At 63.1% G+C, this 24,198-nt stretch carries 18 protein-coding genes; 7 read left to right on the top strand and 11 right to left on the bottom strand.

Annotation, left to right across the window (positions count from 1 at the left end; all coding sequences use genetic code 11):
• Positions 1 to 73: 73 nt before the first annotated feature.
• Together F758_RS0118260 and F758_RS0118255 are read right to left on the bottom strand one after the other, a co-directional pair.
• Positions 74 to 652: a class GN sortase gene (locus F758_RS0118260; protein ID WP_024509214.1), complete on the bottom strand. Its 579-nt coding sequence runs from the start codon at positions 650 to 652 to the stop codon at positions 74 to 76.
• 192 nt (positions 653 to 844) lie between these two features.
• Positions 845 to 3,115: a marine proteobacterial sortase target protein gene (locus tag F758_RS0118255; protein ID WP_024509213.1), complete on the bottom strand. Its 2,271-nt coding sequence runs from the start codon at positions 3,113 to 3,115 to the stop codon at positions 845 to 847.
• A gap of 186 nt (positions 3,116 to 3,301) precedes the next feature.
• Here F758_RS0118255 and F758_RS0118250 point away from each other — a divergent pair, with 186 nt between their 5' ends.
• Positions 3,302 to 4,066 (top strand): helix-turn-helix domain-containing protein, encoded by a 765-nt coding sequence (locus F758_RS0118250; RefSeq protein ID WP_024509212.1) that lies wholly within the window; start codon positions 3,302 to 3,304, stop codon positions 4,064 to 4,066.
• A gap of 295 nt (positions 4,067 to 4,361) precedes the next feature.
• Here F758_RS0118250 and F758_RS0118245 read toward each other — a convergent pair whose 3' ends face one another.
• Positions 4,362 to 5,585 carry an ABC transporter substrate-binding protein gene (locus F758_RS0118245; protein ID WP_024509211.1) on the bottom strand — a complete coding sequence of 408 codons (1,224 nt, stop codon included), beginning with the start codon at positions 5,583 to 5,585 and terminating at the stop codon, positions 4,362 to 4,364.
• Between the two features lie 316 nt (positions 5,586 to 5,901).
• Between F758_RS0118245 and F758_RS0118240 the strand changes: the two genes are divergently transcribed.
• Both F758_RS0118240 and F758_RS0118235 read left to right on the top strand, forming a co-directional pair.
• Positions 5,902 to 6,558, top strand: a complete 657-nt coding sequence (locus F758_RS0118240) for a glutathione S-transferase family protein (RefSeq protein ID WP_024509210.1) — start codon at positions 5,902 to 5,904, stop codon at positions 6,556 to 6,558.
• A 204-nt stretch (positions 6,559 to 6,762) separates the two neighbouring features.
• Positions 6,763 to 7,635 (top strand): helix-turn-helix domain-containing protein, encoded by an 873-nt coding sequence (locus F758_RS0118235; protein ID WP_024509209.1) that lies wholly within the window; start codon positions 6,763 to 6,765, stop codon positions 7,633 to 7,635.
• 109 nt (positions 7,636 to 7,744) lie between these two features.
• Here the strand turns inward: F758_RS0118235 and F758_RS0118230 are convergent, their stop codons facing one another.
• From F758_RS0118230 to F758_RS0118205, 6 genes are all read right to left on the bottom strand, one after another.
• Positions 7,745 to 8,746 carry an ABC transporter ATP-binding protein gene (locus F758_RS0118230; protein WP_024509208.1) on the bottom strand — a complete coding sequence of 334 codons (1,002 nt, stop codon included), beginning with the start codon at positions 8,744 to 8,746 and terminating at the stop codon, positions 7,745 to 7,747.
• Entirely contained in the window at positions 8,743 to 9,753 is a 1,011-nt protein-coding gene (locus F758_RS0118225) for an ABC transporter ATP-binding protein (RefSeq protein WP_024509207.1), read from the bottom strand. The genes F758_RS0118230 and F758_RS0118225 overlap by 4 nt, the downstream gene beginning before the upstream one ends.
• Positions 9,753 to 10,646 carry an ABC transporter permease gene (locus F758_RS0118220; protein WP_024509206.1) on the bottom strand — a complete coding sequence of 298 codons (894 nt, stop codon included), beginning with the start codon at positions 10,644 to 10,646 and terminating at the stop codon, positions 9,753 to 9,755. Before F758_RS0118220 ends, F758_RS0118225 begins: the two co-directional genes overlap by 1 nt.
• An 11-nt stretch (positions 10,647 to 10,657) precedes the next feature.
• Complete coding sequence (locus F758_RS0118215) at positions 10,658 to 11,605, bottom strand: ABC transporter permease (RefSeq protein ID WP_024509205.1); 948 nt, start codon at positions 11,603 to 11,605, stop codon at positions 10,658 to 10,660.
• Between the two features lie 248 nt (positions 11,606 to 11,853).
• Positions 11,854 to 13,452, bottom strand: coding sequence for an ABC transporter substrate-binding protein (locus F758_RS0118210; protein ID WP_024509204.1), 1,599 nt, complete (start codon positions 13,450 to 13,452; stop codon positions 11,854 to 11,856).
• Positions 13,453 to 13,790: 338 nt separating this feature from the next.
• On the bottom strand, positions 13,791 to 14,666 hold the full coding sequence (locus tag F758_RS0118205) for a LysR substrate-binding domain-containing protein (RefSeq protein ID WP_024509203.1): 876 nt from the start codon (positions 14,664 to 14,666) through the stop codon (positions 13,791 to 13,793).
• Between the two features lie 85 nt (positions 14,667 to 14,751).
• Here F758_RS0118205 and F758_RS0118200 point away from each other — a divergent pair, with 85 nt between their 5' ends.
• A complete protein-coding gene (locus F758_RS0118200) occupies positions 14,752 to 15,927 on the top strand; it encodes a YbfB/YjiJ family MFS transporter (RefSeq protein WP_024509202.1) in 1,176 nt (391 codons plus the stop codon).
• A gap of 102 nt (positions 15,928 to 16,029) precedes the next feature.
• Here the strand turns inward: F758_RS0118200 and F758_RS0118195 are convergent, their stop codons facing one another.
• Positions 16,030 to 17,580, bottom strand: coding sequence for an AMP-binding protein (locus F758_RS0118195; RefSeq protein WP_024509201.1), 1,551 nt, complete (start codon positions 17,578 to 17,580; stop codon positions 16,030 to 16,032).
• 330 nt (positions 17,581 to 17,910) lie between these two features.
• Here F758_RS0118195 and F758_RS0118190 point away from each other — a divergent pair, with 330 nt between their 5' ends.
• The 3 genes from F758_RS0118190 to F758_RS0118180 all read left to right on the top strand — a co-directional run bounded on the left by F758_RS0118190 (position 17,911) and on the right by F758_RS0118180 (position 23,562).
• Positions 17,911 to 19,107 carry an efflux RND transporter periplasmic adaptor subunit gene (locus F758_RS0118190; protein WP_035722383.1) on the top strand — a complete coding sequence of 399 codons (1,197 nt, stop codon included), beginning with the start codon at positions 17,911 to 17,913 and terminating at the stop codon, positions 19,105 to 19,107.
• On the top strand, positions 19,104 to 22,262 hold the full coding sequence (locus F758_RS0118185; protein ID WP_024509199.1) for an efflux RND transporter permease subunit: 3,159 nt from the start codon (positions 19,104 to 19,106) through the stop codon (positions 22,260 to 22,262). Before F758_RS0118190 ends, F758_RS0118185 begins: the two co-directional genes overlap by 4 nt.
• 112 nt (positions 22,263 to 22,374) lie before the next feature.
• Positions 22,375 to 23,562 (top strand): ABC transporter substrate-binding protein, encoded by a 1,188-nt coding sequence (locus F758_RS0118180; protein WP_024509198.1) that lies wholly within the window; start codon positions 22,375 to 22,377, stop codon positions 23,560 to 23,562.
• 102 nt (positions 23,563 to 23,664) lie between these two features.
• Here the strand turns inward: F758_RS0118180 and F758_RS0118175 are convergent, their stop codons facing one another.
• The gene (locus F758_RS0118175; RefSeq protein WP_024509197.1) at positions 23,665 to 24,057 is read right to left on the bottom strand and encodes an MAPEG family protein; all 393 of its coding nucleotides are present in this window, start codon (positions 24,055 to 24,057) and stop codon (positions 23,665 to 23,667) included.
• Positions 24,058 to 24,198 lie beyond the last annotated feature (141 nt).

Genomic DNA, 24,198 nt, shown 5'->3' with positions numbered 1-24,198 from the left:
TTGGTCTGATTGGCCCGGATCAGAAGCATCTCACGGGATTGGCGCCATGACAAACGAGAAGCGGTGGGTGGAATCAGGAACCGGGGCCCATCAGCATGGCGTGGACGACATAGCGTTCCGGCCCCGGCGTCAGCGCCCCAAACGGCCAGCAGGTTGACAGCACGAGCTCATATCCGTCGCGGAGCGGATCGATCCCCGAGGCATCGAACCGGACCACGGAGGCGCTGTCGACCCGATAGCGGAACCGCTTGCCATCGCTGCGAGTGACGTCGATTTCGTCGCCAATGACGACGTCCTGCAGAAAGCGGAAATGGGTGTCGCGATGCGCGGAATAGACGGCAACGCCGCGCTCGCCGGCTTCAGGCGTCAGCTCGACATGTCCCGGGCCGAACGCAAGCGCCTGGCCGCTGGAGCCCGCGAGCGCGATGCTGCTGACATGCAGCCGCTTCACCTCGATGCGCGCCACCGGCCAGGTATCCGCCCATGACCACGGCTTGGTTGGCTGTCCGGTGGTGATGGTTCTTGCAAAAGCGCGCTCCAGCAGAAGCTGCGCAACCCACGCCTTGGCATGGATATAGGCGCCCTGACCGAGCAGGACGATGCCGACGAGGGTAATGAGGAGGGCGAGGCAGGGCGCGCTAGGAGTCGTCATTGTGCTCGTTGTTTGTCTCGGTCATTCCGGGGCGATGCGAAGCATCGCCCCGGAATCTCCAGATTCCCAGCTCGCGCTCACGCGCCCCGGAATGACGGGCTACTAGGAAGGCAGCGCGCGCGGCCTGGTGGGACGGGTGGCCGCGCGCGCCTCGAGAGCGGAGCTTGGGGGTCTCCGCTCTCGATCACAGCGTCAACGCGCAAGCCGTTGACGTCGGTTGACCGCCAAGAGGATCAGGCCGAGCGCGAGCAGGATGCTGCCCGCGATCATCTTCGCTTCCGCATCGGTTGCCGTCTTCGGCAAGGTGAGGGTGCTCGGCGCGGGCACGACTGCTGGCCGCTTGAGCAGTGCAAGCTGCGTCTTCGCGCCCCCGGCATCGGCGCGACGCTCGGTCGGCTCAGCCGGCAGATGTCCGCGCTCGCCAAACACCTTCTCGAAATCCCAGCCCGCGGGAAGGTTGAGCGGCAGCTCGGACGGTTTCATCGGCTCGCCCGCAGGGCGGCTCGGCGTCTTGTCGACCGCGACCAGGCTGGTGAGCCGCGAAACCAGTCGATGCTCCAGCGCGAGCGCCAGGATCGCCTTGTCGGCTTCTTCGGGAGACATCTGCCGCATGGTGCGCGCGACTTCGGCATCGCTGACCTTGCGCCGCGCCCAGAGCTTTGAAATGCCTTTGCCTTGGGCGGCATTCGCAAGCGGGAGCGTCACCACCCACGGCCGGTCGCCGATACGGCCTTTGACCTCGATCGAGCCCGCGAGCTTGTCGAGCTTCGCCGCCAGCACCAGCGGCTCGTCGCGATAGAGGTCCGGAAGTGCGGCCGGCGTGATGTCAGCCGCCGCATCCGAAAATGTTGCAGTGAGGCCGGTGACTTCAGGACTTTCCAGCTTGGCGAACAGCCCGCGCATCCGCTCCTCGACCTGGTCGACCGAGCCGATATGGGTGAAGGCGCCGCGGCCGAGTTCGGCGGCGCGCGTCATCAGGAACGTGTTTGGCGCCGAGCCGATGCCGACCATGAACACCCGCGAGCGGCCACGCATGGCGGCGATGGTGTCGAACAATTGCTGCTCATTGCCGATCGCGCCATCGGTCAGGAACACGACCTGACGAATATGCTCGGCGTCGGCGTCGGCATTGTCGGTCAGGGCCGCGCGCATCGCCGGCACCATTTCGGTGCCGCCGCGCGCCTGCAAGCCGTTGACGAACGACAGGGCGGTGTCGAGGTGCCGGGCGTCGGCCGGCACGGAAGAGGGGAACAGCACGTCCATGGTGTCGTCGAAGCGGATAACGTTGAAGCGGTCGGCGGGCCGCAGCCGACCGAGCGCGTAAACGAGGCTGGCTTTGGCCTGAACGATGGAGGTGCCGCCCATCGAACCGGAATTGTCGATCACAAAGATCACCTCGCGGGCGAACTGCTTCTGCTCGGCTTGCGCAACGGACGGCGGCGTCACGAAGGCCAGGAGATAGTCGGCACTGCCGACATGCTCGCGAAACAGGCCGACCGACGGCGCTTGTTCGGCGGCAGCTTTCCAGGTCAATTCGAAATCGCGATCGGCCGCCACCGGGCCGTTGGCGAGGCGGATAACCCGCGTCGTCTCGTTGGGACTCTCGATTTGAACCTCATGGTAGTGGCTCTTCACATCGCCCAAGGGAAAGCCGGCTTGCAGGCGAACGGTGATGCTGGTCGGGTTGACCGGCGCGTTCTCTGCAGGATCCGCTACCTGCGGCGAGATGCGGTCACGGTCGGGGACTGGATCGGATCTGGTTACGCCCCAACCGCTGCCGTCCGTGCGCAGATCGGCGGTTTGCACCACCGGGGCCGGATTGTAGCGTGGCGCGACGACCAGGGGCACGCGCAGCGAGAACTCGTTGCCGGATTGATGGACCGGCTCCTGATATTCGATCTGCACCAGCACGGTCTCGCCGGGGCCGATATTGGCGACCGAATTGGTGAAAATGTTCGGCCGCTCCTGCTCGGTCAGTGCGGCTTTCTGGCCGTTTTGCTTGGCCTCTTCGTAGATGACGCGGGCCTGCTGCCGCTCCTTGATGTCGCCGACGATCACGCGGTCGCCGACCACCATCTTGAGCGTATCCACGGCGCCGCCATCCGGCAGCGGATAGACGTAAGTCGCCTCCACCCATTGTTGCGTCGGATTGCGGAAGAGCTGGGTGACACGGGCGCGAATGGTCGGCCCGGACACCGTGATATCGACGTCGATGCCGAGCCGCGTCGCGTCGGCATAGCCGTCGTCGTTCTTCAGCAGTAGCGAGCCGGCTCGGGCATCGCTTGGCTTTATGAATGCCACGGGCTGGGCCTCGGCCGACCAGACCGGCTCGAAGCGGACCGCCAGGGCCACCGATCCGATCAGCAGCGTCGCAACGAGCTGCGCGAGCAGGAACAGCAGTATTGTTACTATTCTCGACAGGATTGAATGGCTATCGGTCTCGATCTCATCGCCGGTAATCATCTGGATTGCTCCCGAAATTGCTCTTCCGGTCGGGATTTCTGCGGAATGGCTTGCCTTGGCGCGAGCAGAATGATCGGCAATGTTCGGCCGCCGCCCGTCCGGTCGCGCCGCCTCGGAGGCGGTCTTGTCCGGTTTTGTGCCGAATTGTGCGTCTGCTAGAATGCAAGGAATCGGACAGGGGTTATGATGTCGGAGCCGGACAACCAGCTTTCCGCCGAGCAGAGCCGGCAGATCGCAGAACTCATTCGCGAGGAGATCGCGCGGCGGCGCATGTCGCGGCAGGCGCTGGCCGAGCAGGCGAAGCTCAGCCTGTCGACGCTGGAGAAAGCGCTGGGCGGGCGGCGTCCATTCACGCTGGCAACGACGGTGCGGCTGGAGCAGGCGCTCGGTGTCGCCTTGCGCAAGGTGCCGGATGGCGCGGCCGTCGCGCCGCTCGTCAACGGCGATATCGCGCCCGATAGCCTTGGCGCCTATTCGCGCCGGGCCGTGGCCTGGCTTGAGGGCACCTACATCACCCTTCGCCCCTCCTTTGGCGACAAGGATGCGATCTATGCCTATCGCACCGAGATCGCCTGGGACTCAAAGGCGACGTCGCTGATCTTTCGTGAAGGCGAAAGGCAGGATGCGGCCTATACCCAATGGGGCGAGGTGGCGGTGCCGAACCAGTCCGGCTTCATCTATCTCGTCACCAACCGCAACGGGCAGCACCGCCTGATCACGGTATCGCGGCCGACCATCTCCGGCGAGATGTATGGCATCATCACGACGTTGCTGGCCGGACGCGGTTCGCTGCTGACGCCGATCGCCGCGCCGATTGCCTTCCTGCCAATCAAGAATGTCGCAAGCCCGACTGTGGGGCGGATTTCGTCAAACGACGCGAACTACCCGCTCTACCGCCAGCATCTTCGGCGCACGACGGAAGAACCGTTTGCGATGTTCCTGCCGGGGTAGTTCAGCAAACATTTGGTGTTGTCCGGCTGCTTCTCCCTCGCCCCGCTAGCGACAGGGCTATCGCATATGGCGCCGTCCGATTTTTGCGATGACGTTTTCCGCATCGTCATGGCCGGGCTTGGTCCGGCCACCCACGTCTTTTTCACGCGAAAACCAGGACGTGGATGCCCAGCACAAGGCCGGGCATGACGAGTTTGTGGACCAACCGACCAGATAACGCACATCGAACCTGCAGCGTCATCCGCATATGCGATAACCCCTGCTGCAAGCGGGGCGAGGTGGGGCCATAGCCAGCCTACCGTCCCGTCTCGGCGCTGATGACGTCGCCGAACAGGTCCCACTTGCCGTTGGTGAAGCGCATCATCTTGAGTTGCTCGATCGGTGCAAAGTCGGTCGGGCTGGTGTTGATTTTGATGCCGGGGATCAGGGTCTCAGGCGCGAAGTCCTTCAGGCTCGCAGCCTGCTTCATCACGTTCTCGCGCGTCAGCTCGTCGCCGCACTGCTTTAACACCTGCACCATGGTTTGCGCCGCGGCATAGCCGTAGGCCAGATTGAGATCGGCGAGATTGGCACCCGGCATGTATTTCTCGGTAAAGGCCATGAACTTCTTCATGCCTTCATCGTCCTTCCATTGCGGGTCGGACGCATCCTTCAGATAACCTGCCGACAACACGCCTTCCGACGCCTCCAATCCGGCGGGCTTCATCACGGCGCCGATGGAGATGGAAACGTCGGTCAAGAGATGCATCGGCTTCCACTGCAGTTCGGCCGCTTTCTTGATCGCCTGGGCCGCAAACTTCGGCGTGGTGATGTCGACGAGGACGTCGGCGCCTGTGCCCTTCAGTTTCACGATATGGGAATCGATCGAAGGCTCGGTCGTCTCATAGCTCTCTTCGGCGATGATCAGGCTCGAGGCCTTCTCGCCCAGCACATCCTTTAGCCCCGCGAGATAGTCCTTGCCGAAATCGTCATTCTGGTAGAACACCGCGATCTTGGCATCGGGCTTCTCCTTCAGAATATATTTGGCGAAGATCCGCGCCTCGGCCCGGTAGCTCGGTTGGAAGCCCATGGTCCAGGGAAAGGTTTTCGGATCGTCCCACTTGCTGGCGCCGGTGGCCACAAAGAGCTGAGGCACCTTCTTGGTGTTCTGATATTTCTGCACTGCGGTCTGGGTCGGCGTGCCCAGCGCGTTAAACACCAGGAACACCTCGTCGCTTTCGATCAGCTTGCGCACTTGCTCCACGGTTTTCGGCGGGCTGTAGCCGTCGTCATAGGAGATGAAATTGATCTTGCGCCCGTTCACGCCGCCATTGTCGTTGACCATCTTGAAATAGGCTTCTTCGGTCTTGCCGATGATGCCATAGGCGGAAGCCGGTCCACTATAGGCCTCGACATTGCCGATCTTGATTTCGGTGCCGGTGGCGCCGGTGTCGTATTTCTTTTGCGCGAACGCGTTTTGTGTGGCGAGCAGCGTGAAAGCGGCTGCAGCGGCAAGTAAAGGCAATTTCGTGTTGTTCATCGAGAGCGTTCCCTAGACTTTCTTGGTTGTTAAAGATTGATAGGCAGGGTTCGAAACCGGCGGTCTTGCGCCGCCTTGTGACGTAGCATGCCGAACCGGGCCGCAGCGCGCCAGCAGGACCTTTGGCATGGTGCCATAGGCGGGCAGGTTGGGGAGGCGTTACGCTAACCTGTCTTGCGTTGACTGGCTGAGAACTTCGGTCGCATTGGGCCATTCCGCAGCACGGAAATAGACTGAGCTGAGGCGATGCGAAGCATCGAAATCGGGTCTGAGTTACAAGCAATCGGGTATAGCGAGGAAGCAACAGGAAGATCCAATGATCACCCTTTATCATTGCGACGGCGCACGCTCGTTCCGCCCGCTCTGGATGCTGGAAGAGATGGGTCTTGCGTATGAGCTGAAAATGCTGCCGTTTCCGCCGCGGGTGCTCGCGAAAGATTATCTCGCGCTCAATCCGCTCGGCACTATTCCGCTGATGATCGACGGCGACCTGAAGATGACGGAGTCCTCCGGCATCTGCCACTATCTCGGCACCAAGTATGGGCCGACACCCTTGATCGTCGGTGTCGACGAGCCGGCCTATGGGACGTTCTTGAACTGGATGTATTTCAGCGACGCGACGCTGACCTTTCCGCAGACACTGGTGCTCCGCTACAGCCGGCTCGAGCCGGAGGAGCGGCGCAATCCGCAGGTCGCGACCGACTACGCCAAGTGGTTCCTGGGCCGTCTGCGTGCCGTCGAGACCGTGACCGGGAACGTGGAGACATTGTGCGCCGGCCGCTTCACCGCCGCCGATATCGTAATCGGCTATGCTCTGCGGCTCGCCGACAGCATCGGGCTGTCAGGGGATTTCGGGCCGAATGTCGCGGCCTATTGGGCGCGGCTGCAGCAGCGCGATAGCTACAAGCGAGCCCGCGAGGCCGAACGCCGGGCCGGGGTAGAGCAGAAGGTCGCGCCGCGTTTGCGGCTGTGATGTATCGCTCCGTTATTCCGGGATGGCGCGTCAGCGCCAGACCCGGAATCTCGCGCCACAAGCCCCAGATCCCGGGTTCGATGCTTGCGCACACCCCGGAATGACGTCATGTGGTTAATCCATCTGCCGGTGACATCGCCCGAATTTGCGTTATCTTGCTGCCAACCACAGCGGCCGCAAGAGCCGCGCGAGGAGGAGCCGCTGATGGACGAGAAGGGCCGCGCATCCGGTCATTTGATGCTGATCACCCCAGAGCGCGTGTTCTATGCCGGCCTTTTGGGTCGGCCCCGGGCGCGCTGTTCGGGCGCATTCCATGTCTATGTTGCGATGAGGGGCGGGCTACGGTTGTCGACCGCGGAAGGCCGCGAGGCCCATGGCGAATTGCTGGCGATTATGCCGAACGTGCGTCACACGGTTAGCAGCGACCACCCTTCCGTGATTTCCGTGACCGTGGAGCCGGAAAGCGTCCGTCCCGGCTCCCTCAATGAACTGACGGCGCGGCTGTTGGGCCAAGAGCGCCAGCTTTTCATCGGCCGCATTCGCGCGGCCTATGAGGAGCTGCGCAGCCGCACCTGTCGCGAGGACATTACGAGCGCCGCCTTCGATCGCATGTGCTTCAGCGAAGCCTTGCCGCGGCGCATAATCGATCCGCGCGTCGCCAGGGCGATTGCGCAAATCGTCCGGTTCTCCGGCGAGCCCGTCACGGCAGCGAGCTGCGCGAGCGAAGCTGGCTTGTCGACCTCGCGTTTCCTGCATCTGTTCAAGGAGCAGACCGGCATCTCCTTCCGCTCCTTCCGGGCCTGGAAACGGGCGCGGCATTTGCTGCACTTCGCCAACCAGGATCTCAATCTCGCGCATCTGGCGCAGGATATCGGCTATCCGGATTCGACGCATTTCAGCCATTCGATCCGCCGCTTCTACGGCTTGAAGCCGCGCGCGATCTTCCTGGGCTCGCGGGATCTTGCGATCTATCGCAGCGGCCGCGTCGAGGCCGTCGACAGTGCGGGCGGCCGGCCGGTGATGACTCTGGAAGCCATGAAGGCGGGGCACGCGCCGACCGCGAGGGGCGAGTTCTAGTTAGGTAGGGTGGGCAAAGCGGAGCGTGCCCACCATCCGATCTCGACGCGGTGGGCACGCTTCCGCTTTCGCTCTTCGAGCTGCAGCGGACAAGTGCGTCTTGCCCACCCTACGGCAGCGCGAGCGTCCGGCCCGTGCCCTCATTCAGCAGACACGCCACTTGATGTCCGGCCGCGGCCTCCCGCAGCGCTGGCCGTTCGACCTTGCAGCGGTCCATCGCGTAGCGGCAGTGGGTGTGGAAGGCGCAGCCTGAAGGTGGATTGACCGGGCTCGGCACGTCGCCATCGACCAATGGAGTCAGCCGTTTCATCTTTGGATTGGCGAGCGGCACCGAGGCCAGCAGCGCCTGGGTGTAGGGATGGCGGGGATTTTGGAACAGCTCGGCCTTATCCGCGATCTCGACGATGCGGCCAAGATACATCACCGCCACGCGGTGACTGATGTGCGAGACGACCGCGAGATCATGCGCAATAAAAAGGTACGAGAAGCCATGGTCGCGCTGCAGGTCGATCAAAAGGTTGATCACCTGCGCCTGGATCGAGACGTCGAGCGCGGAGACCGGCTCGTCGCAGACGATCAGCCGCGGCTGCAGCGCAAGTGCGCGCGCGATGCAGATGCGCTGGCGCTGGCCGCCGGAAAATTGGTGCGGATAATTTCGCATATGGTCGGGCCTTAAGCCCACCTGCTGAAACAGTTTCGCCACGCGTTCCTGTTTTTCCTTGCCTGTCGCCAGGCCATGCACGGCAAGCGGCTCGCCGACGATGTCGCCCGCGGTCATGCGCGGGTTGAGCGAGGCGAACGGGTCCTGGAACACGATCTGCATCGAGCGCCGGAACGGGCGCAGCGCGGCCTTGCTGAGGCCGCTGATATCGGTCCCGTCGATGCGGATCTGGCCGCTGGTCGGCTCGACCAGACGCAGCACGCTGCGCGCCACCGTCGATTTGCCGCAGCCGGACTCGCCGACCAGTCCCAGCGTCTCGCCTCGCGCTAGCGAGAAGCTGACGCCGTCGACCGCATGCACCGTACCGACGGCGCGGCGCAGCACGCCGGCGCGCACCGGGTAATGTTTGATGAGGTCGGAGACCTCGAGCAGCGGGCGCTGATCGCTCATGATGCCACCGCCATTTCCCCAGCGCGCCAGCAGGCCGCCCAGTGGTGGCCGCCGAAATTTTCCAGCGGAGGGTATTCGCTGCGGCAGCGCTCGACCGCCAGCGGACAGCGCGGCGCAAAGGCGCAGCCCGGCGGCAAGCGCACCAGGGACGGCACCGTGCCGGGGATTTCCGCGAGCCGCGCCGCCGGCTTGGCCCCTGGCATCGGCAGTGCCGGGATCGAAGCCATCAAGCCACGCGTATAGGGATGACGCGGATTGGCGAACAGGGTTTCGACATCGGCCTCCTCAACCTTCTTGCCGGCATACATCACGATCACGCGCTGCGCGGTCTGCGCCACCACACCGAGGTCATGCGTGATCAGGATCAGCCCCATGCCGAGCTCTTTCTGCAGATCGAGAATGAGCGCCAGTATCTGGGCCTGAATGGTGACGTCGAGCGCCGTGGTCGGCTCGTCGGCAATCAGGAGCGCCGGGCGGCAAGCCAACGCCATGGCGATCATGGCGCGCTGGCGCATGCCGCCGGAGAGCTGGTGCGGATATTCCTGCGCGCGCCGCGCCGGTTCGGGAATGCGGACCAGGCGCAGCATCTCGACTGCCTGCTCCCAGGCGGCTTTGGCCTTCATGCTCCGGTGCAGCCGCACCGCCTCGGTGATCTGATCGCCGATCCGCATCACCGGGTTCAGCGAGGTCATCGGCTCCTGAAAGATCATGGAGATGCGGTTGCCTCTGATATCCCGCATCTCGGCCTCGTCCAGCGCCAACAGGTCGGTGCCTTCGAGCAGCACTTCGCCGCCGACGATCCGGCCGGGCGGGTTGGGCACCAGTCGCATGATCGACAATGCGCTGACGCTCTTACCACAGCCGGATTCACCGACGATCGCCAGCGTCTCACCGCGCCGGACGGTGAACGAGACATGGTCGACGGCCTGGAACAGGCCGGAATTGGTGAAGAACACCGTTTGCAGGTCCTTCACATCTAACACTATGTCGTGCGTCGCCTTGCTCATCAGCCGCGCTGCCTCGGATCGAGAATGTCGCGTAGCGCATCGCCGAACAGATTGGTGCCGAACACGGCAAGGCTGATCGCGATGCCCGGGAAGATCACGAGCCACGGCGCGACGCGCACATATTCGGCCGCGGATTCCGAGAGCATGCGGCCCCAGGACGGATACGGCTCGGGAATACCGAGGCCGAGGAAGGAGAGCGAGGCCTCGGTCAAGATCGTCGAGCCGAGCTGGGCGGTAGCGAGCACGATCAGCGGTGCCAGCGTGTTGGGCAGTACGTGGCGCAGCGCAATCCGCATCTCGCTCATGCCGATCGATTTTGCAGCTTCCACGAAGGGCTGCTCGCGCAGCGCTAGCGTGTTGGCGCGGATCACGCGGGCGACGATCGGCACCAGCGGGATCGCGATGGCGATAATGACGTTGGGCAGCGAAGGTCCGAGCGCCGCCGTCATCACCAGCGCCAGTACCAGCAGCGGCAGCGCCTGCAAGATGTCGGTCACGCGCTGGAACACCAGGTCGACCCAGCCCGAGAGATAACCCGAAGCAAGCCCGATGATCACGCCGAAAGTTGCGCCGAGCGCGGTCGAGCCGAGACCGACCGCAAGCGAGATGCGCGAGCCATGAATGATGCGGCTCCAGACGTCGCGGCCGAAGGAATCCGTGCCCATCCAGTGCTGCCAGCTCGGGCGCGCCAGCGCATGCGCGGCGTCCACCGTGAGCGGATCATAGCGGCCGATCAGATCGGCGAACAGCGCGGTCAGCACGAACAGCGCCATGATGGCGAGGCCGACCGCACCGAGCAGATGGCGCCGTGCCAGAAAGGCGAGCTTGCCCCAGCTCCCGGTCGCGCGTGCGCCGGCGCGTCGGAGTTCGCTTTCAAAGTCGATCGCAGCCAAGCAAAACTCCTTCAGTCCGAATAGCGGATGCGCGGGTCGAACACGGCGTAGAGCATGTCCACCGTGAAGTTTGCCAGCACGACCACGACGGCGATGAACATCACGAGATTCTGCACGATCGGATAGTCGCGCCAGCGGATCGCCTCGACCAGGAAGCGCGCAACGCCGGGAATGTTGAACACGGTTTCGGTGACGATGAGTCCGCCGATCAGGAATGCCGCCTCGATGCCGACCACGGTGATCACAGGCAGGATCGCATTCTTCAGCGCATGATGGAAATTGACCGAAGCATCGGAGGCGCCCTTGGCGCGCGCGGTGCGGATATAGTCCTGCCGCAGCACCTCCAGCATCGAGGAACGGGTGATGCGCATGGTCAGGGCCGAACTGCGGAAGCCGACGGCCATGGCCGGGATGCAGTAGGTCGCAAACAGCTCGCCCCAGGTCTTGGGGTTGGGGTTGAAGATCGGGATGTCGCCGAACATCGCGACCGACGCGGTCAGGATCAGAAGCCCGAGCCAGAACGAGGGCAGCGACAGCCCGCTGAGGCTGACCACGCGCAAGACGTAGTCGAGCCGCGACCCCTGCTTCACCGCGCTGATCACACCGAGCGGAATGCCGACGGACGCCGAAAACAACAGTGCCATCCCGGCCAGGCGCGCCGTGATCGGAATCCGCGGCAGGATTTCGTCCAGCGCGGGCTTTTCGGAGACATAAGAATAACCAAGGTCGCCATGCAGCAGCCCGCCGATCCAGTGCAGATATTGCAGGATCAACGGCTGGTCGACGCCGAGCTGACGCTCCAGCTCGACCTTGTCGGAGGGATCGACATAGCCGGCCGCGGCGAACAGGATATCCACGATGTTGCCGGGAACGATGCGCAGCAGAAAGAAGATGACGATCGATATCCCGAACAGGGTCACGAGCATCAACGCAAGGCGTCGCACGATGTAAGCAAACAATTGGCCTACTCCTGTTGAGGTTCGCGGCGCGACTGCAGCTTCGTTTCCTGCTTCAAAACTGGCTCCGATCTCAATCCGTCATCCTGGAGGTGCTCACGAAGTGAGCCTCGAAGGATGGACGGCCGCCGCTGCAGCACCGGGGCCGTACATCGTTCGAGACGGCCGCTTTGCGGCCGCCTCAGGATGACGGGGATAGATTGAGCGCCTGGCCGTGATGGGATCGTTCCGCTTATTCCCTTTGCCGCCGCTCACTTATCCAGCCACACGTCCTCGTAGCGGTAGCCGTTGTAGGAACTGTTCACCATCACGGTGACGCCCTTGACATAGGGCTGCCAGCACGTGCCGGTGCGGGCGTAAAAGATGATCGGCCGTGCCACGTCCTCCTGCAGCTTCTTGTCGATCTCCCAGACCAGCTTCTTGCGCTTGTTGATGTCGGTCTCCTGCGACTGCACGTCGAACAGCTTCTCGATGTCCTTGTTGCAGTAATTGGTGTAGTTGCGCTCGGAGCCGCAGGAATAGTTTTCGTAGAAGGACTGGTCGGGATCGTCGACGGCGTTGCCGGTGAGGTTCAGCCCCAGCGCGTAATCCTTGCGCGCGATCTTCGGGAACCAGTTGGCGGTCTCGACCACATCGAGTTCGCCATCGATATAGATGCTCTTGAGCTGGTCGATCAGGATCACCGCGGGATCACGATAGACCGGAATGTTGCGGGTGGAAACCCTGACCGCGAGATGCTTGTCCGGACCGTAGCCGGCCTTCTGCATCAGCTTGCGCGCCTCTTCGCGGTTGGCTTTGACATCGGGGCCGTAGCCCGGGATCTGCTCCATCATCTCCTTCGGCATCGACCACAGGCCGGCCGGCGCCGGCAGCATGGAACCGCCGATGTCGCCTTGGCCTTCGAACAGGATGTCGATGAACGCCTTGCGGTCGAGCGCCAGCGCCAGGGCGCGGCGAATATCGGGGTTGTCGAAGGGCGGGCTGGTCGAGTTGATGATGATATTGGTCGAGACGTTGTTGGGCTCAACCTTGCAGACCGCGTTCGGCGCCTGCGACTTGACGTCCTTGAGCAGCGGGATCGATACCTCCGTCGGGAAGGTCATGTCGAATTTGCCGGCCACGAAGGCGAGGATCGCGGTCGAGCGGTTCGGGATGATGGTGAACTCGATGCCGTCGAGATGCGGGAGGCCCTTCTTCCAATAATCCGGGTTGCGCGTCAGCTTGATCGATTCATTGGCTTTGAATTCGACGAATTTGAACGGCCCGGTGCCGATCGGGTGCGTGCGCATTTCCGCCGGAGATACATGGCAGGGATAGATCGGCGTGTAGCCGGAGGCGAGCAATGCCAGCAGCGAAGGCTGCGGCCGCTTCAGGTGGAAGGAGGCCTCATAGTCGCCGTTGGTGGTGACTTCGTTGACCTGCTCGTACCAGGCCTTGCGCGGGTTCTGGCGGAATTTCTGCGGCGACTTACCCATCAGCATGTCGAAGGTGCATTTCACGTCGGCCGAGGTAAAGGGCTTGCCGTCGTGCCATTTGACGCCCTGCCGCAATTTGAAGGTGAGCGTCTTGTTGTCCGCGCTCCATGCCCAGCTTTCGGCCAGGTCCGGAACGATGGAGTCCATGCTGTTCTGCGGTACGTCCTGCTTATAGATGACGAGATTGTTGAAGACCGGCATGAAGGGGACGTTGACCGAATAGGTCGCGCCCTCATGGATGGAAGCGCTGCCGGGACTGTCGCGATGATAGATCCGCAGGATACCGCCTTGCTTCGGCTCTTGCGCATGCACGCCCGCCGTCATCGCCAACAAGGACAAAGCCGCCGTGACGGCCAGCGCGCAAACGCTCCGCATGCATTCCTCCCTGAACTCTCAGCCTTTTTTGGCCGGCCGATGAGGCGGCGACGATAGCCAGCGTCGCCAGCATAGGCAACCGGGTGAGGCGTGAGGTCACATCGGCAATTTGGATGAATGCAGATGCGTGCAGGTCACACTGATCCAACGTACATCGGTCCGCCGGACGCGTGATCGTCTTTCACGATGTGCAATGCGGTTATCCCGCAGTGCATCGTGCAGCGACATGAACCGCGCTCATGGCCGCGTCATTTTTTCTTCATAGGTTCTTTTGATGCATGGATGCCGGGTTCCCCCGAGCCTTTCGGCTACGGCCCGGCCGATTTCCGTCTTTGAAGTCAGGCCGCGCGCCTTTGCTGGGGCATGGAGGCGAGCAGCGTGCGCAATGCGAGCACCGAGGGGGAAATCTCGCCGCGGCGCCAGACCAACGGCGTCGTGATCTGGGCCTGCGCTTTCGGGATCGCATGCCGCTGCACTTTGGCCTGCGGGATGACGTCAAGCACCGATTCCGGCATCAGCGCGATGCCAGCGCCGGCCGTCACGCAGGCGACGATGGCATGATAAGATGACAATTCCAGCACGCGGAAGGTCACAAGACTGTCACGGCCGAGCCAGCGCTGCAGCACCCGCCGATAGGCGCAACCTTCCGGAAACGCGATCAGGGAGGCGCCCTCGACATCGCTTGCACGCCTGATCGGCGGGTGATCCAGGCTCGAAATCAGGGTCAGCCGCTCGGCAAAGACCGGAATATGTTCGAACGCCTTCGCCGGCGGCGATTCGGCGATGAAGGCCGCATCGAGCTGCCGCTCCGCGAGCTGTTTCAACAGCGCATCATTCGTGCCGGTGATGAGCTCGAGCCTCACGTCCTTGTAGCGGGCGTGAAAGCCGGCAAGGATCGGCGGCAGCCGGCTTGCCGTCGTGCTTTCCAGCGCGCCGAGCCTGAGCACGCCGCGCGGCTTCGTTCCTGAGACGACATCGCGCGCCTCATCTGAGAGCCGGATCAGCCGATCGGCATAGTCCAGCAGCAATTCGCCGGCGGGCGAGAGGTGCAGTCGCTGCTTGTCGCGATGAAACAGTTTCACGCCCATGGACGCCTCGAGCTGCTTGATCCGCGTGGTGACGGCGGAGGGTACACGGTGCAGCTTGCTGGCAGCCCGGATCACGCCGCCCTCCTCGACGACGCTCTTGAACACTTGCAGGTCGGCGAAGTTCATCCGCGCGCTCCGTTCTATTTCGGCGAATAAGTCTGGTCAGAATTTTCTATATCATAGAACATGCGCGTGCGCTAATCGAGTGGGCATGACCGGAAAAAAGCTTGAGCCTTCCGCCGCGGCCGCCGCCCTGATCGGGCTCGTGGCGCTGGCCAGCGCCATGGGCATCGGGCGCTTCTCGCTGACGCCGATCCTGCCGCTGATGCAGCAGGATGCGGGGCTGACGCTGACCGCGGGCGGTTGGCTCGCCACAGGCAATTATGTCGGCTATCTCATCGGCGCGCTCATTTGCATTATGCTTACGCCCGCACCCGCCTTCGCCATCCGTTGGGGCCTCTTGAGCGTCGGCCTGTTCACGCTCGCGATGGGGCTTTGCGGCTCCGAGACGGTGTGGCTTGCCTTGCGGTTTCTCGCCGGTGTTGCCAGCGCCTTCGTGCTGGTCGGCACGTCCGCTTGGGCGATGCCGATTCTCGCGCGCCACGGCCGGGAGGAATGGTCCGGTCACGTTTTCTCCGGCGTCGGGATCGGCATCGCGTTTGCCGGCCTGTTCGGTCTCGCGGCCGGCCTCGATGCGTGGGGCTCGCGGGCGACCTGGATCGCGCTCGGCGTGGTCGCGCTTCTGCTGGCGGGCCTGCTGTGGCGGAAGCTTGGTGCCGACGTTGCGGCCCTATCGCGTCCGGCTGCAGAGCAACGTCCGGCGCTGCCGCGTCCGGCGCTTGTTGCCGCGGCCTGCTACGCCACCTTCGGCTTCGGCTACATCATCCCGGCGACGTTCCTTCCGGCCCTGGCGCGCGGCTATATCGATGATCCCGCGATGTTCGGCTTGATCTGGCCGGTGTTCGGGGTAGCCGCCGCGGCTTCGACGGTCGTCAGTGCCTGGCTGTTTCGTGGGCTTGCGCCGCGGCAATTATGGGTTCGGGCGAAATGGGTGCTCGCCGCCGGCGTGCTGGCACCGGGGCTGTGGCTGAACCTCTCGACCCTGTTGATCTCGGCCGTTTGCGTCGGCGGCACGTTTGTCGTCATCACCATGGCCGGCATCAAGGAAGCCTTGCGGCTTGGCGGCGCACCGGCCTCGCTGGCGGTCGGCGTCATGACCGCGGCGTTCGGTGCCGGCCAGATCGCAGGACCGTTGACGGTGAGCCTGTTCGGCCGATCGGATCATGCTTTTGCTTGGGCCAGCGTGATCGCGGCGGCGAGCCTGGTCGCCGGGAATATCGCCCTGTTGTTTTTGGGTCGCGGATCGGACGGCGAGGTGAAGGCTTGAGCCGACGCTTCTCATTCCGAGGCCGCTCGACAGGGCGGAACCCGGAACTCCCGTCATTCCGGGTTCGGTGCTTCGCACCGCCCGGAATGACGGCGTCCTCGCTCACACGATCCGCGAGCTCTTGTTGCCCCAATAGCGGTCTCGCAGCAGCCGCTTATAGAGTTTTCCGGTCGGCAGCCGCGGCAGCTCATTGTCGAAATCGATCGAGCGCGGCACCTTTTGCCGCGCCAGCGACTGCTTGCAGAAGGCTATCAGCTCTTCCTCGAGCTCGGCACACGGGTTTATGCCCGGCATCGGCTGCACCACCGCCTTCACTTCCTCGCCGAGATCGGCGTTGGGCACGCCGAACACCGCGGCGTCGGCGATCTTGGGATGGGTGATCAGGAGGTTCTCGCATTCCTGCGGATAGATGTTCACCCCGCCCGAGATGATCATGAAGCTGCGACGGTCGGTGAGATAGAGATAGCCGTCGGCATCGACATAGCCGACATCGCCGACCGTGCTCATGGCCCCGTCAGGCGAGCGGGCTTCTCTGGTCTTTTCAGGATCGTTGAAATATTCGAACGGCGAAGCCGTCTTGAACCATACCGTGCCTTCCGTTCCGGCCGGGCATTCCCGCATGGTCTCGTCGAGAATATGCAATTCGCCGAGCAGTACCTTGCCGACCGTGCCCTTATGCTTGAGCCATTCCGCGCTGTTGCAGGCGGTGAAGCCGAGGCCTTCCGTTGCGCCATAATATTCCTGGATGATCGGCCCCCACCATCGGATCATTTCCTCCTTGACCTGCACCGGGCAGGGCGCCGCGGCATGGATTGCGATCTCCAGCGATGAGGTGTCGTAGCGTCTGCGCACCTCCTCCGGCAGCTTCAGCATGCGGGAGAACATCGTCGGCACCAACTGGCTATGCGTCACGTCCCACCGCTCGACGAGCTCGAGGTAACGCTCGGGATCGAAGCTCTCCATGATAATCGCGGTGCCACCTACCCGGATGGTCAGGTTGACGGCAGCCTGCGGCGCGGAATGATAGAGCGGCGCCGGGGATAGATAGATCATGCCTTCGCGGTACTGCCAGAGCTTCTCCAGAAAATCGAACAGCGGCAATTGCCGCGCCGGCGGCTGCTCCGGCAGCGGCCGGAGAATGCCTTTCGGCCGCCCTGTCGTGCCAGAGGAGTAAAGCATCGCCGTGCCGACGCATTCGTCAGGGATGGGGGTTGCGGGCAGCGCCGCCGTGGCGGCTTCAAGGCCAACGATGCGCGCGCTTTCGCCAGCGCCGTCCGCGACGATGCACAGCTCGATCCTCGGGCATTGCTTGATCGCCTCGCGCGCGACCTCGAGCTTTGCCTGCGACGTGATGAGGATACGCGATTGGCTGTTCTCCAGAATATAGGCGAGCTCGCCCGCCGTGAGGTACGAGTTCACGCAGGTGAAATAGAGCCCGGACCGCTCGCCCGCGCCGCAGGCCTCAACGTAGCGGCTGTTGTTCTCCATGAAAATCGCATAATGATCGAGGCGCTTGAGCCCATGCTGGCGAAACAGATGCGCGAGCCGGTTGGCTCGCGCTTCGAGCTCCCGATAGGTTACGGCCTCGCCGGTCGATGCCATGATGAAGGCCGGTTGCAGCGGCCGCAGACGCGCGTGCTTGCCGGTGTACATTCGCCTCGTTCCCCCTTTGCGTTTGCTCCCGAAGAGATTTTTGCGTCGCTTTATTGTTTGAAGAACAATGTAGCGGAGCGATGCGGCCGCGTCATGTGTGAAGACGCTGTCTTGCCCGGCGGCAGGGGGCCGGCGGAGCTAGGACCTGGCGGTAGCTCGTCATCCCACGAAGAGAAACGGTTGGGCGGTTCCATATGCGGCTGCGAATGGCCGCCGACGCGAATAAATTCGCGCCACAAAACTCGCGTATGGAAATAGCTGACGAGCTGTCTTAGTCTTGATGGCTTGCGGGTTGGTTGCGGCATAGTGAGGAAGGGGCCTTTGCAAGCAATGGTGCCATCGAAGCCTTTCACTAAAACCCTCCCCGGTAGACTGCGGCATGGCGCGTTGGGATCGGCGATCGTACTGCTGGCCTGTGCGCTCGCCGGCTGCGAGCAAAAGCCGCCTCAAGCCAACGCGGCGACGCCGGCGCCTGCCGTCACCGTCGCGCAACCGGTCAAACGAACCGTGACGGATTGGGACGAGTTCACCGGCCGCTTCGAGGCTGTCGAAGAGGTGCAGGTGCGCCCCCGCGTCGGCGGCTATGTCACCAATGTTGAATTCAAGGACGGCGACATGGTCCATGTCGGCGACCTGCTCTATGTCATCGACTCGCGTCCATTCGAAGCCGTTGCGGCACAGGCGGACGGCCAGCTCGCGGACGCGCGGGCGAAAGCCGAGCTTGCCAAGCGTGAGCTCGATCGTGGGCTGACTCTGGTCCAGACCAGTGCAGTCTCCGAACAGATTGTCGACCAACGCCGCCAGGCGCTGCAGGCGGCGCACGCCGCCGAGACGCAGGCCGAGGGCGCGCTGAAGGCGGCGCAGCTCAACATCGAATTCACCCATGTGCTGGCGCCGATCACCGGTCGCGTCAGCCGCCACCTCGTCAGCGTCGGCAATCTCGTGCAGGGCAGCGACACCGGCGCCTCGACGTTGCTGACGACGATCGTGTCGCTCGATCCGATCTACATCTATTTCGACGTGGACGAGGCGACTTACCTCAAGAACAACAGGCTCTGGTTCGAGGGCAAGAGGCCGAGCTCGCGCGATACGCCCAATCCGGTGCAGGTGGCGTTGACTGGGGAAACAAAGCCCTCGCATCAGGGCAAGATGGACTTTGTGGACAACCGCCTGGATGTCTCCACCGGCACGCTGCGTAGCCGCGCGGTGATCCCGAACCACGATCTCTCTATTCTTCCCGGTCAATTCGGTCGGGTACGGCTGATCGGCAGTTCGCCCTATGAAGCGCTATTGATTCCTGACACTGCGATTGCGACCGACCAGTCGCGCAAGATCGTCTTCGTGGCGAAGGAGGACAACACGGTCGAGGCGAAGACGGTCGTGCTTGGACCGCTTGACGATGGCCTGCGCGTGATCCGGGAGGGGCTTAACGCCGACGACCACGTCATTATTGACGGAATTCAGCGTGCCCGCGTCGGCGCCAAGGTGAACCCGCGCGTGGCCGAGATCGGCGGCGGCAAGACATGAATCTCGGGCGGCTATCGGTCAACCAGCCGATCCTGGCGATGGTGCTGTCCATCGTGCTCCTGATCGTGGGCGCGCTCGCTTACTCCACTTTGCCGGTGGCCGAATATCCGGAGGTGGTGCCGCCGACCGTGGTGGTGACCGCGCAATATCCAGGGGCCTCGGCGCAGACCATTTCCGACACGGTCGCCGCTCCCATCGAGCAGCAGATCAACGGCGTCGAGGACATGCTGTATATGTACAGCCAGGCGACCTCGAACGGCCAGCTCACCATCACCGTCACCTTCAAGCTCGGCACGGATCTCGACAAGGCTCAGGTGCTGGTTCAGAACCGGGTCGCAATCGCGCAGCCGCAGTTGCCGGAAGAGGTGCAGCGCAACGGCGTCGTCACGCGTAAGAACAGCCCCGATATCCTGATGGTCGTGTTCATGCTGTCGCCCGACGGAAGCCTCGACCAGCTCTACATCTCGAACTATGCGCTGCTGCAGGTCCGCGACCAATTGCTGCGGCTCGACGGCATCGGCGATATCCAGATTTTCGGCGCGCGCGATTATTCGATGCGGCTCTGGCTCGATCCGGACAAGATCGCAAACCTCGGCATGACGGCGGGCGACGTCATCGCCGCGATCCGTGCGCAGAACTTGCAGATCACCGGCGGCCAGCTCGCCAGTCCTCCGATCGCCGATCGCGCCTTCCAGCCCAATCTCACATTTACCGGGCGTCTGAAGGACGTCGCCCAGTTCGAGGACATCGTTGTCAAGGCCGGCGAGGACGGGCGCACGGTGCGGCTGCGGGACGTCGCGCGGGTCGAACTCGGCGCGTTGGACTATTCCACCAACAGCTTCATGTTGCGAAAGACCGCAGTGGCGATGCTGGTGACCCAGCGCCCCGGCTCGAATGCGCTTGCGACCGCCAAGGGCATATCGACCACCATGGCCAAGCTGAAGGCCTCTTTCCCCAAAGGTCTTGACTACAACATCGGCTACAATCCGACCGAGTTCATCGCGCAATCGATCAATGAGCTGATCAAGACCATCTATGAGGCGATGATCCTGGTCGTCATCGTGGTCCTGGTGTTCCTGCAGGGCTGGCGGCCGGCCATCATCCCGATTGCGGCAATCCCGGTGTCGCTGGTCGGTACCTTTGCCGCGATGGCCGCGCTCGGCTATGCCATCAACAATCTGACCTTGTTCGGGCTGGTGCTCGCGGTCGGCATCGTGGTCGACGACGCCATCGTCGTCGTCGAAAACGTCGAGCGGCATTTGCGTGACGGCATGAGCCGGCGCGATGCGGCGTTGAAGACCATGGAGGAGGTCGGCAGCGCGCTGGTCTCGATCGCGCTGGTCTTATGCGCGGTGTTCGTGCCCACCGCATTTCTGGGCGGCATAACGGGGCAGTTCTTTCAGCAATTCGCGGTCACGATCGCGGTCGCAACGGCGATCTCCTGCTTCTGTTCGTTGACATTGTCGCCGGCATTGGCCTCGCAGATCCTCGTCCCCCATGAGGAGAAGCGACCGCCTGCCGCCTGGAATCTGATCGGCCGCGCCTGGGAGGGTTTTACCAGCCTGTTCAATCGCGGATTTGATTGGGCCTCCAGCTCTTACGCCGGGATCGCCGACTTTGTGATCCGGCACCGCGCGGTGATGCTCTTGGTCTACGTGGCCCTGATCGGCAGCGCCGGTTGGCTGATCGTGACGACACCGCAGGGCTATATTCCGGCGCAAGACCGCGGCTACATCATTGTATCGGCGCAACTGCCCGGCGCGGCGTCGCTGGCGCGAACCACAGACATCGTCCGCCAGATCGAGAAGATCGCTCTTGATACGCCCGGCATCATCCGCGTTGCGGCCTTCGCCGGTCTTTCGGGCGCGACCCGGACCCAGGCCAGCAACGCGGCGGCGTTGTTTCCGGTGTTCGAGGAACCGGAGGTGCGCCTGAAGAAGGGGCTGACCGCGGCGGTCATCACCAGCGAGCTGCGCAAGCGGCTTTTGGCCATCGAGGGTGCGTTCATCATCGTCATTCCGCCGCCGCCGATCCCGGGCATCGGCACCGGTGGCGGCTTTACCATGCGCATCCAGGATCGGCAGGGCCGTGGTCCGGAGCTTCTGGCGGCGGCGACCGACGAGCTCGTCGCGGCCGCGCGCAAGGCGCCTGGGCTGACATCGGTGTTCTCGCCCTACACGGCGAATACCCCTCAGCTCTTTGTCGATATCGACCGCATCAAGGCGCAAAAGCTCGGCGTGCCAATCCAGAACGTCACTGATGCCATCGAGACCTATTTCGGCTCGACCTATGTCAACGACTTCAACATTCTCGGCCGCACCTACCACGTCACGGCACAGGCTGACCTGCGCTACCGGAAAGAAACCGCTGATCTTGCGCGATTGCGCACCCGTAATGCCGCGGGCGACATGGTGATGCTCGGCAGTCTGGTCGATTTCCGTGACGTTTCCGGACCCGACCGCGTGGCGCGCTACAATCTCTATCCCGCAGCGGAGCTGCAGGGCGAGGCGTTGCCGGGTACGAGCTCGGCGACCGCCATCAACATCATGAAGAAGCTCGCGGACGAGACGCTGCCGAGCGGCTTCTCCTATGAATGGACGGACCTCTCCTATCAGCAGGTCACCGGCGGCAATGCCGGCCTCTACGTGTTCCCGATCTGCGTGCTCTTTGTTTACCTCGTGTTAGCCGCGCAATATGGAAGCTGGAGCCTGCCGTTCGCGGTGATCCTGATCGTGCCGATGTGCCTGCTTGCCGCAACGCTTGGCGTGCGCATCATGGGGCAGGACGTGAACATCTTGACCCAGATCGGCTTCGTGGTGCTGGTCGGATTGGCCGCCAAGAACGCGATCCTGATCGTGGAGTTCGCGCGCGACATCGAGCGCGAGGGCCACAAGCGGCTCGATGCCGTGATCGAAGCCTGCAGGTTGCGATTGCGGCCGATCCTGATGACCTCCTTCGCCTTCATCCTTGGTGTGCTGCCGCTGGTCGTCTCCACCGGCAGTGGATCGGAGATGCGCCAGGCGGTCGGGGTCGCCGTCTTCTTCGGCATGCTGGGCGTGACGCTGTTCGGCCTGATCTTCACGCCGATCTTCTATATCGTCGTGCGCAATTTGGCCGACCGGACCCAGCGCAAGGAGGCGGCGCCAGCCGCCTGAAGCCTCATTTTCCAATCCCCGCGGCTGCAATACTTTTGGCTGACGTGAAATGGGTGGGCAGGCGCGGGGTTCTTCAATATCATTGCGCAATAGAAACTGCTGGGAGGCTTGTATGAAATGGGGTTTTTGGGCGGCTGTCGCGGGGGGTGTGGTGTTGCTCGCGCAGCCGGCCTCGGCGCAGGTCAAGGTCGGTATCCTGAACGACCAGTCGGGCGTCTACGCCGATTATGGCGGCAAATATTCGCTGGAAGCCGCCCGAATGGCGATCGAGGATTTCGGCGGCGAAGTGCTGGGCCAGAAGGTCGAACTGGTCACCGCCGATCACCAGAACAAGCCGGATCTCGCGGTGGCCATTGCGCGGCGCTGGTATGATACCGAAGGCGTCGACATGATCACCGAGCTGACGACCTCCTCGGTCGCGCTCGCGGTGCAGGAGCTTTCGAACGAGAAAAAGAAGATCGACATCGTGGTGGGTGCGGCGACCTCGCGCATCACGGGGGACGCCTGCACGCCTTACGGTTTCCACTGGGCGTTCGACACGCGCGCCCTTGGCGTCGGCACCGGCGGTGCGCTGGTGAAGGCGGGCGGCGATACCTGGTTCTTCCTGACCGCCGACTACGCCTTCGGTTACGCGCTCGAGAAGGACACCAGCGACATCGTCAAACAAAATGGCGGCAAGGTGGTGGGCTCGGTTCGTGTTCCTCTCAACTCGTCCGACTTCTCGTCCTTCCTGCTGCAGGCGCAGAGCTCGAAGGCGAAGATCGTCGGTCTCGCCAATGCCGGCCTCGACACCACCAATTCCATCAAGCAGGCGGCGGAATTCGGCATCGTCAAGGGTGGCCAGAAGTTGGCGGGCCTGTTGATGACGATCTCGGAAGTCAACGGGCTTGGGCTCGACGCGGCACAAGGCCTGGTTCTGACCGAAGGCTTCTACTGGGATCACGACGACCGCTCCCGCACCTTCTCCGAGCGCTTCTTCAAGCGCACCGGGCACATGCCGAGCATGATCCATGCCGGCACCTATTCGGCGACGCTCAGCTATTTGAAGGCGGTGAAGGCCGCCGGCACCAAGGATTCCGACGCGGTCGCCATGAAACTGAAGGAGCTGCCGGTCGACGACGCCTTTGCCAAGGGCAAGGTGCTGCCCAATGGCCGCATGGTCCACGATATGTACCTGTTCGAGGTCAAGAAGCCCTCGGAGTCCAAGAAGCCGTGGGACTATTACAAGCTGATCTCGACAGTCCCCGGTGATGAGGCCTTCTTCTCGGCCAAGGCAAGCGGCTGCCCGCTGACGAAGTGATCGCCGATCGTCATGGTGAGGAGCGAAGCGCTGAAGCAATCCAGAGTCACGCGCGCGGCTCTGGATTGCTTCGCTTCGCTCGCAAGGACATATGTAATCACTTCACCCCTGTAGCAATCGCCACACGATCGTGCCGAGCGAGCCCAACAGCAGCACGAAACAGGCGAGCGCCTGGATGAAGAAGCCCGGGCTGCGCCTTGCGACGGCTTGGCTATAGCCGATCATGTAGACAATGCGGCCGACGATCCAGACAAAACCCACGACAGCCGCGCTCTTGTCGCCGACATAAACGGCAAACAGCCAGAGTGACGGCAGGAAGATCGGCATCCATTCCAGCGTGTTCATCTGCACCCGAAACACGCGCTCGAAATCGGGATGGCCTGATATGGCCGGCAACTTGACGCCGTACTTCGCACGCGCGCGGGCCACCGAAGCGCTGGTGAAGAAGTAGAACACAATCGCCAGGCAGGTGACGAGTGCGGTGAAGTGATACATCGCTTGTTCCCCTCCAGAATGACGAGGTAGGAGCATCCGCTGGTCAAATTGCAAAGCCGGACGAGCGCCTTCAAACGGGACCGTCATTGCCGCCGGAGGTCGGGCGCGTGTTGCTTTCGATTCGCTCAGTTCTGCGCGTGC

This window comes from Bradyrhizobium sp. ARR65 (genome assembly GCF_000472385.1).
Taxonomy (GTDB): Bacteria; Pseudomonadota; Alphaproteobacteria; order Rhizobiales; family Xanthobacteraceae; genus Bradyrhizobium.
Note: the sequence above shows the minus strand (reverse complement) of the source record. Positions and strands in the feature narration are given on the sequence as shown.

Excerpts from the sequence above, each read along its gene's own strand:
- F758_RS0118260 (WP_024509214.1), bottom strand. The coding sequence starts at position 652 with ATGACGACTCCTAGCGCGCCCTGCCTCGCCCTCCTCATTACCCTCGTC.
- F758_RS0118255 (WP_024509213.1), bottom strand. The coding sequence starts at position 3,115 with ATGATTACCGGCGATGAGATCGAGACCGATAGCCATTCAATCCTGTCG.
- F758_RS0118250 (WP_024509212.1), top strand. The coding sequence starts at position 3,302 with ATGTCGGAGCCGGACAACCAGCTTTCCGCCGAGCAGAGCCGGCAGATC.
- F758_RS0118245 (WP_024509211.1), bottom strand. The coding sequence starts at position 5,585 with ATGAACAACACGAAATTGCCTTTACTTGCCGCTGCAGCCGCTTTCACG.
- F758_RS0118240 (WP_024509210.1), top strand. The coding sequence starts at position 5,902 with ATGATCACCCTTTATCATTGCGACGGCGCACGCTCGTTCCGCCCGCTC.
- F758_RS0118235 (WP_024509209.1), top strand. The coding sequence starts at position 6,763 with ATGGACGAGAAGGGCCGCGCATCCGGTCATTTGATGCTGATCACCCCA.
- F758_RS0118230 (WP_024509208.1), bottom strand. The coding sequence starts at position 8,746 with ATGAGCGATCAGCGCCCGCTGCTCGAGGTCTCCGACCTCATCAAACAT.
- F758_RS0118225 (WP_024509207.1), bottom strand. The coding sequence starts at position 9,753 with ATGAGCAAGGCGACGCACGACATAGTGTTAGATGTGAAGGACCTGCAA.
- F758_RS0118210 (WP_024509204.1), bottom strand. The coding sequence starts at position 13,452 with ATGCGGAGCGTTTGCGCGCTGGCCGTCACGGCGGCTTTGTCCTTGTTG.
- F758_RS0118205 (WP_024509203.1), bottom strand. The coding sequence starts at position 14,666 with ATGAACTTCGCCGACCTGCAAGTGTTCAAGAGCGTCGTCGAGGAGGGC.
- F758_RS0118200 (WP_024509202.1), top strand. The coding sequence starts at position 14,752 with ATGACCGGAAAAAAGCTTGAGCCTTCCGCCGCGGCCGCCGCCCTGATC.
- F758_RS0118195 (WP_024509201.1), bottom strand. The coding sequence starts at position 17,580 with ATGTACACCGGCAAGCACGCGCGTCTGCGGCCGCTGCAACCGGCCTTC.
- F758_RS0118190 (WP_035722383.1), top strand. The coding sequence starts at position 17,911 with ATGGTGCCATCGAAGCCTTTCACTAAAACCCTCCCCGGTAGACTGCGG.
- F758_RS0118185 (WP_024509199.1), top strand. The coding sequence starts at position 19,104 with ATGAATCTCGGGCGGCTATCGGTCAACCAGCCGATCCTGGCGATGGTG.
- F758_RS0118180 (WP_024509198.1), top strand. The coding sequence starts at position 22,375 with ATGAAATGGGGTTTTTGGGCGGCTGTCGCGGGGGGTGTGGTGTTGCTC.
- F758_RS0118175 (WP_024509197.1), bottom strand. The coding sequence starts at position 24,057 with ATGTATCACTTCACCGCACTCGTCACCTGCCTGGCGATTGTGTTCTAC.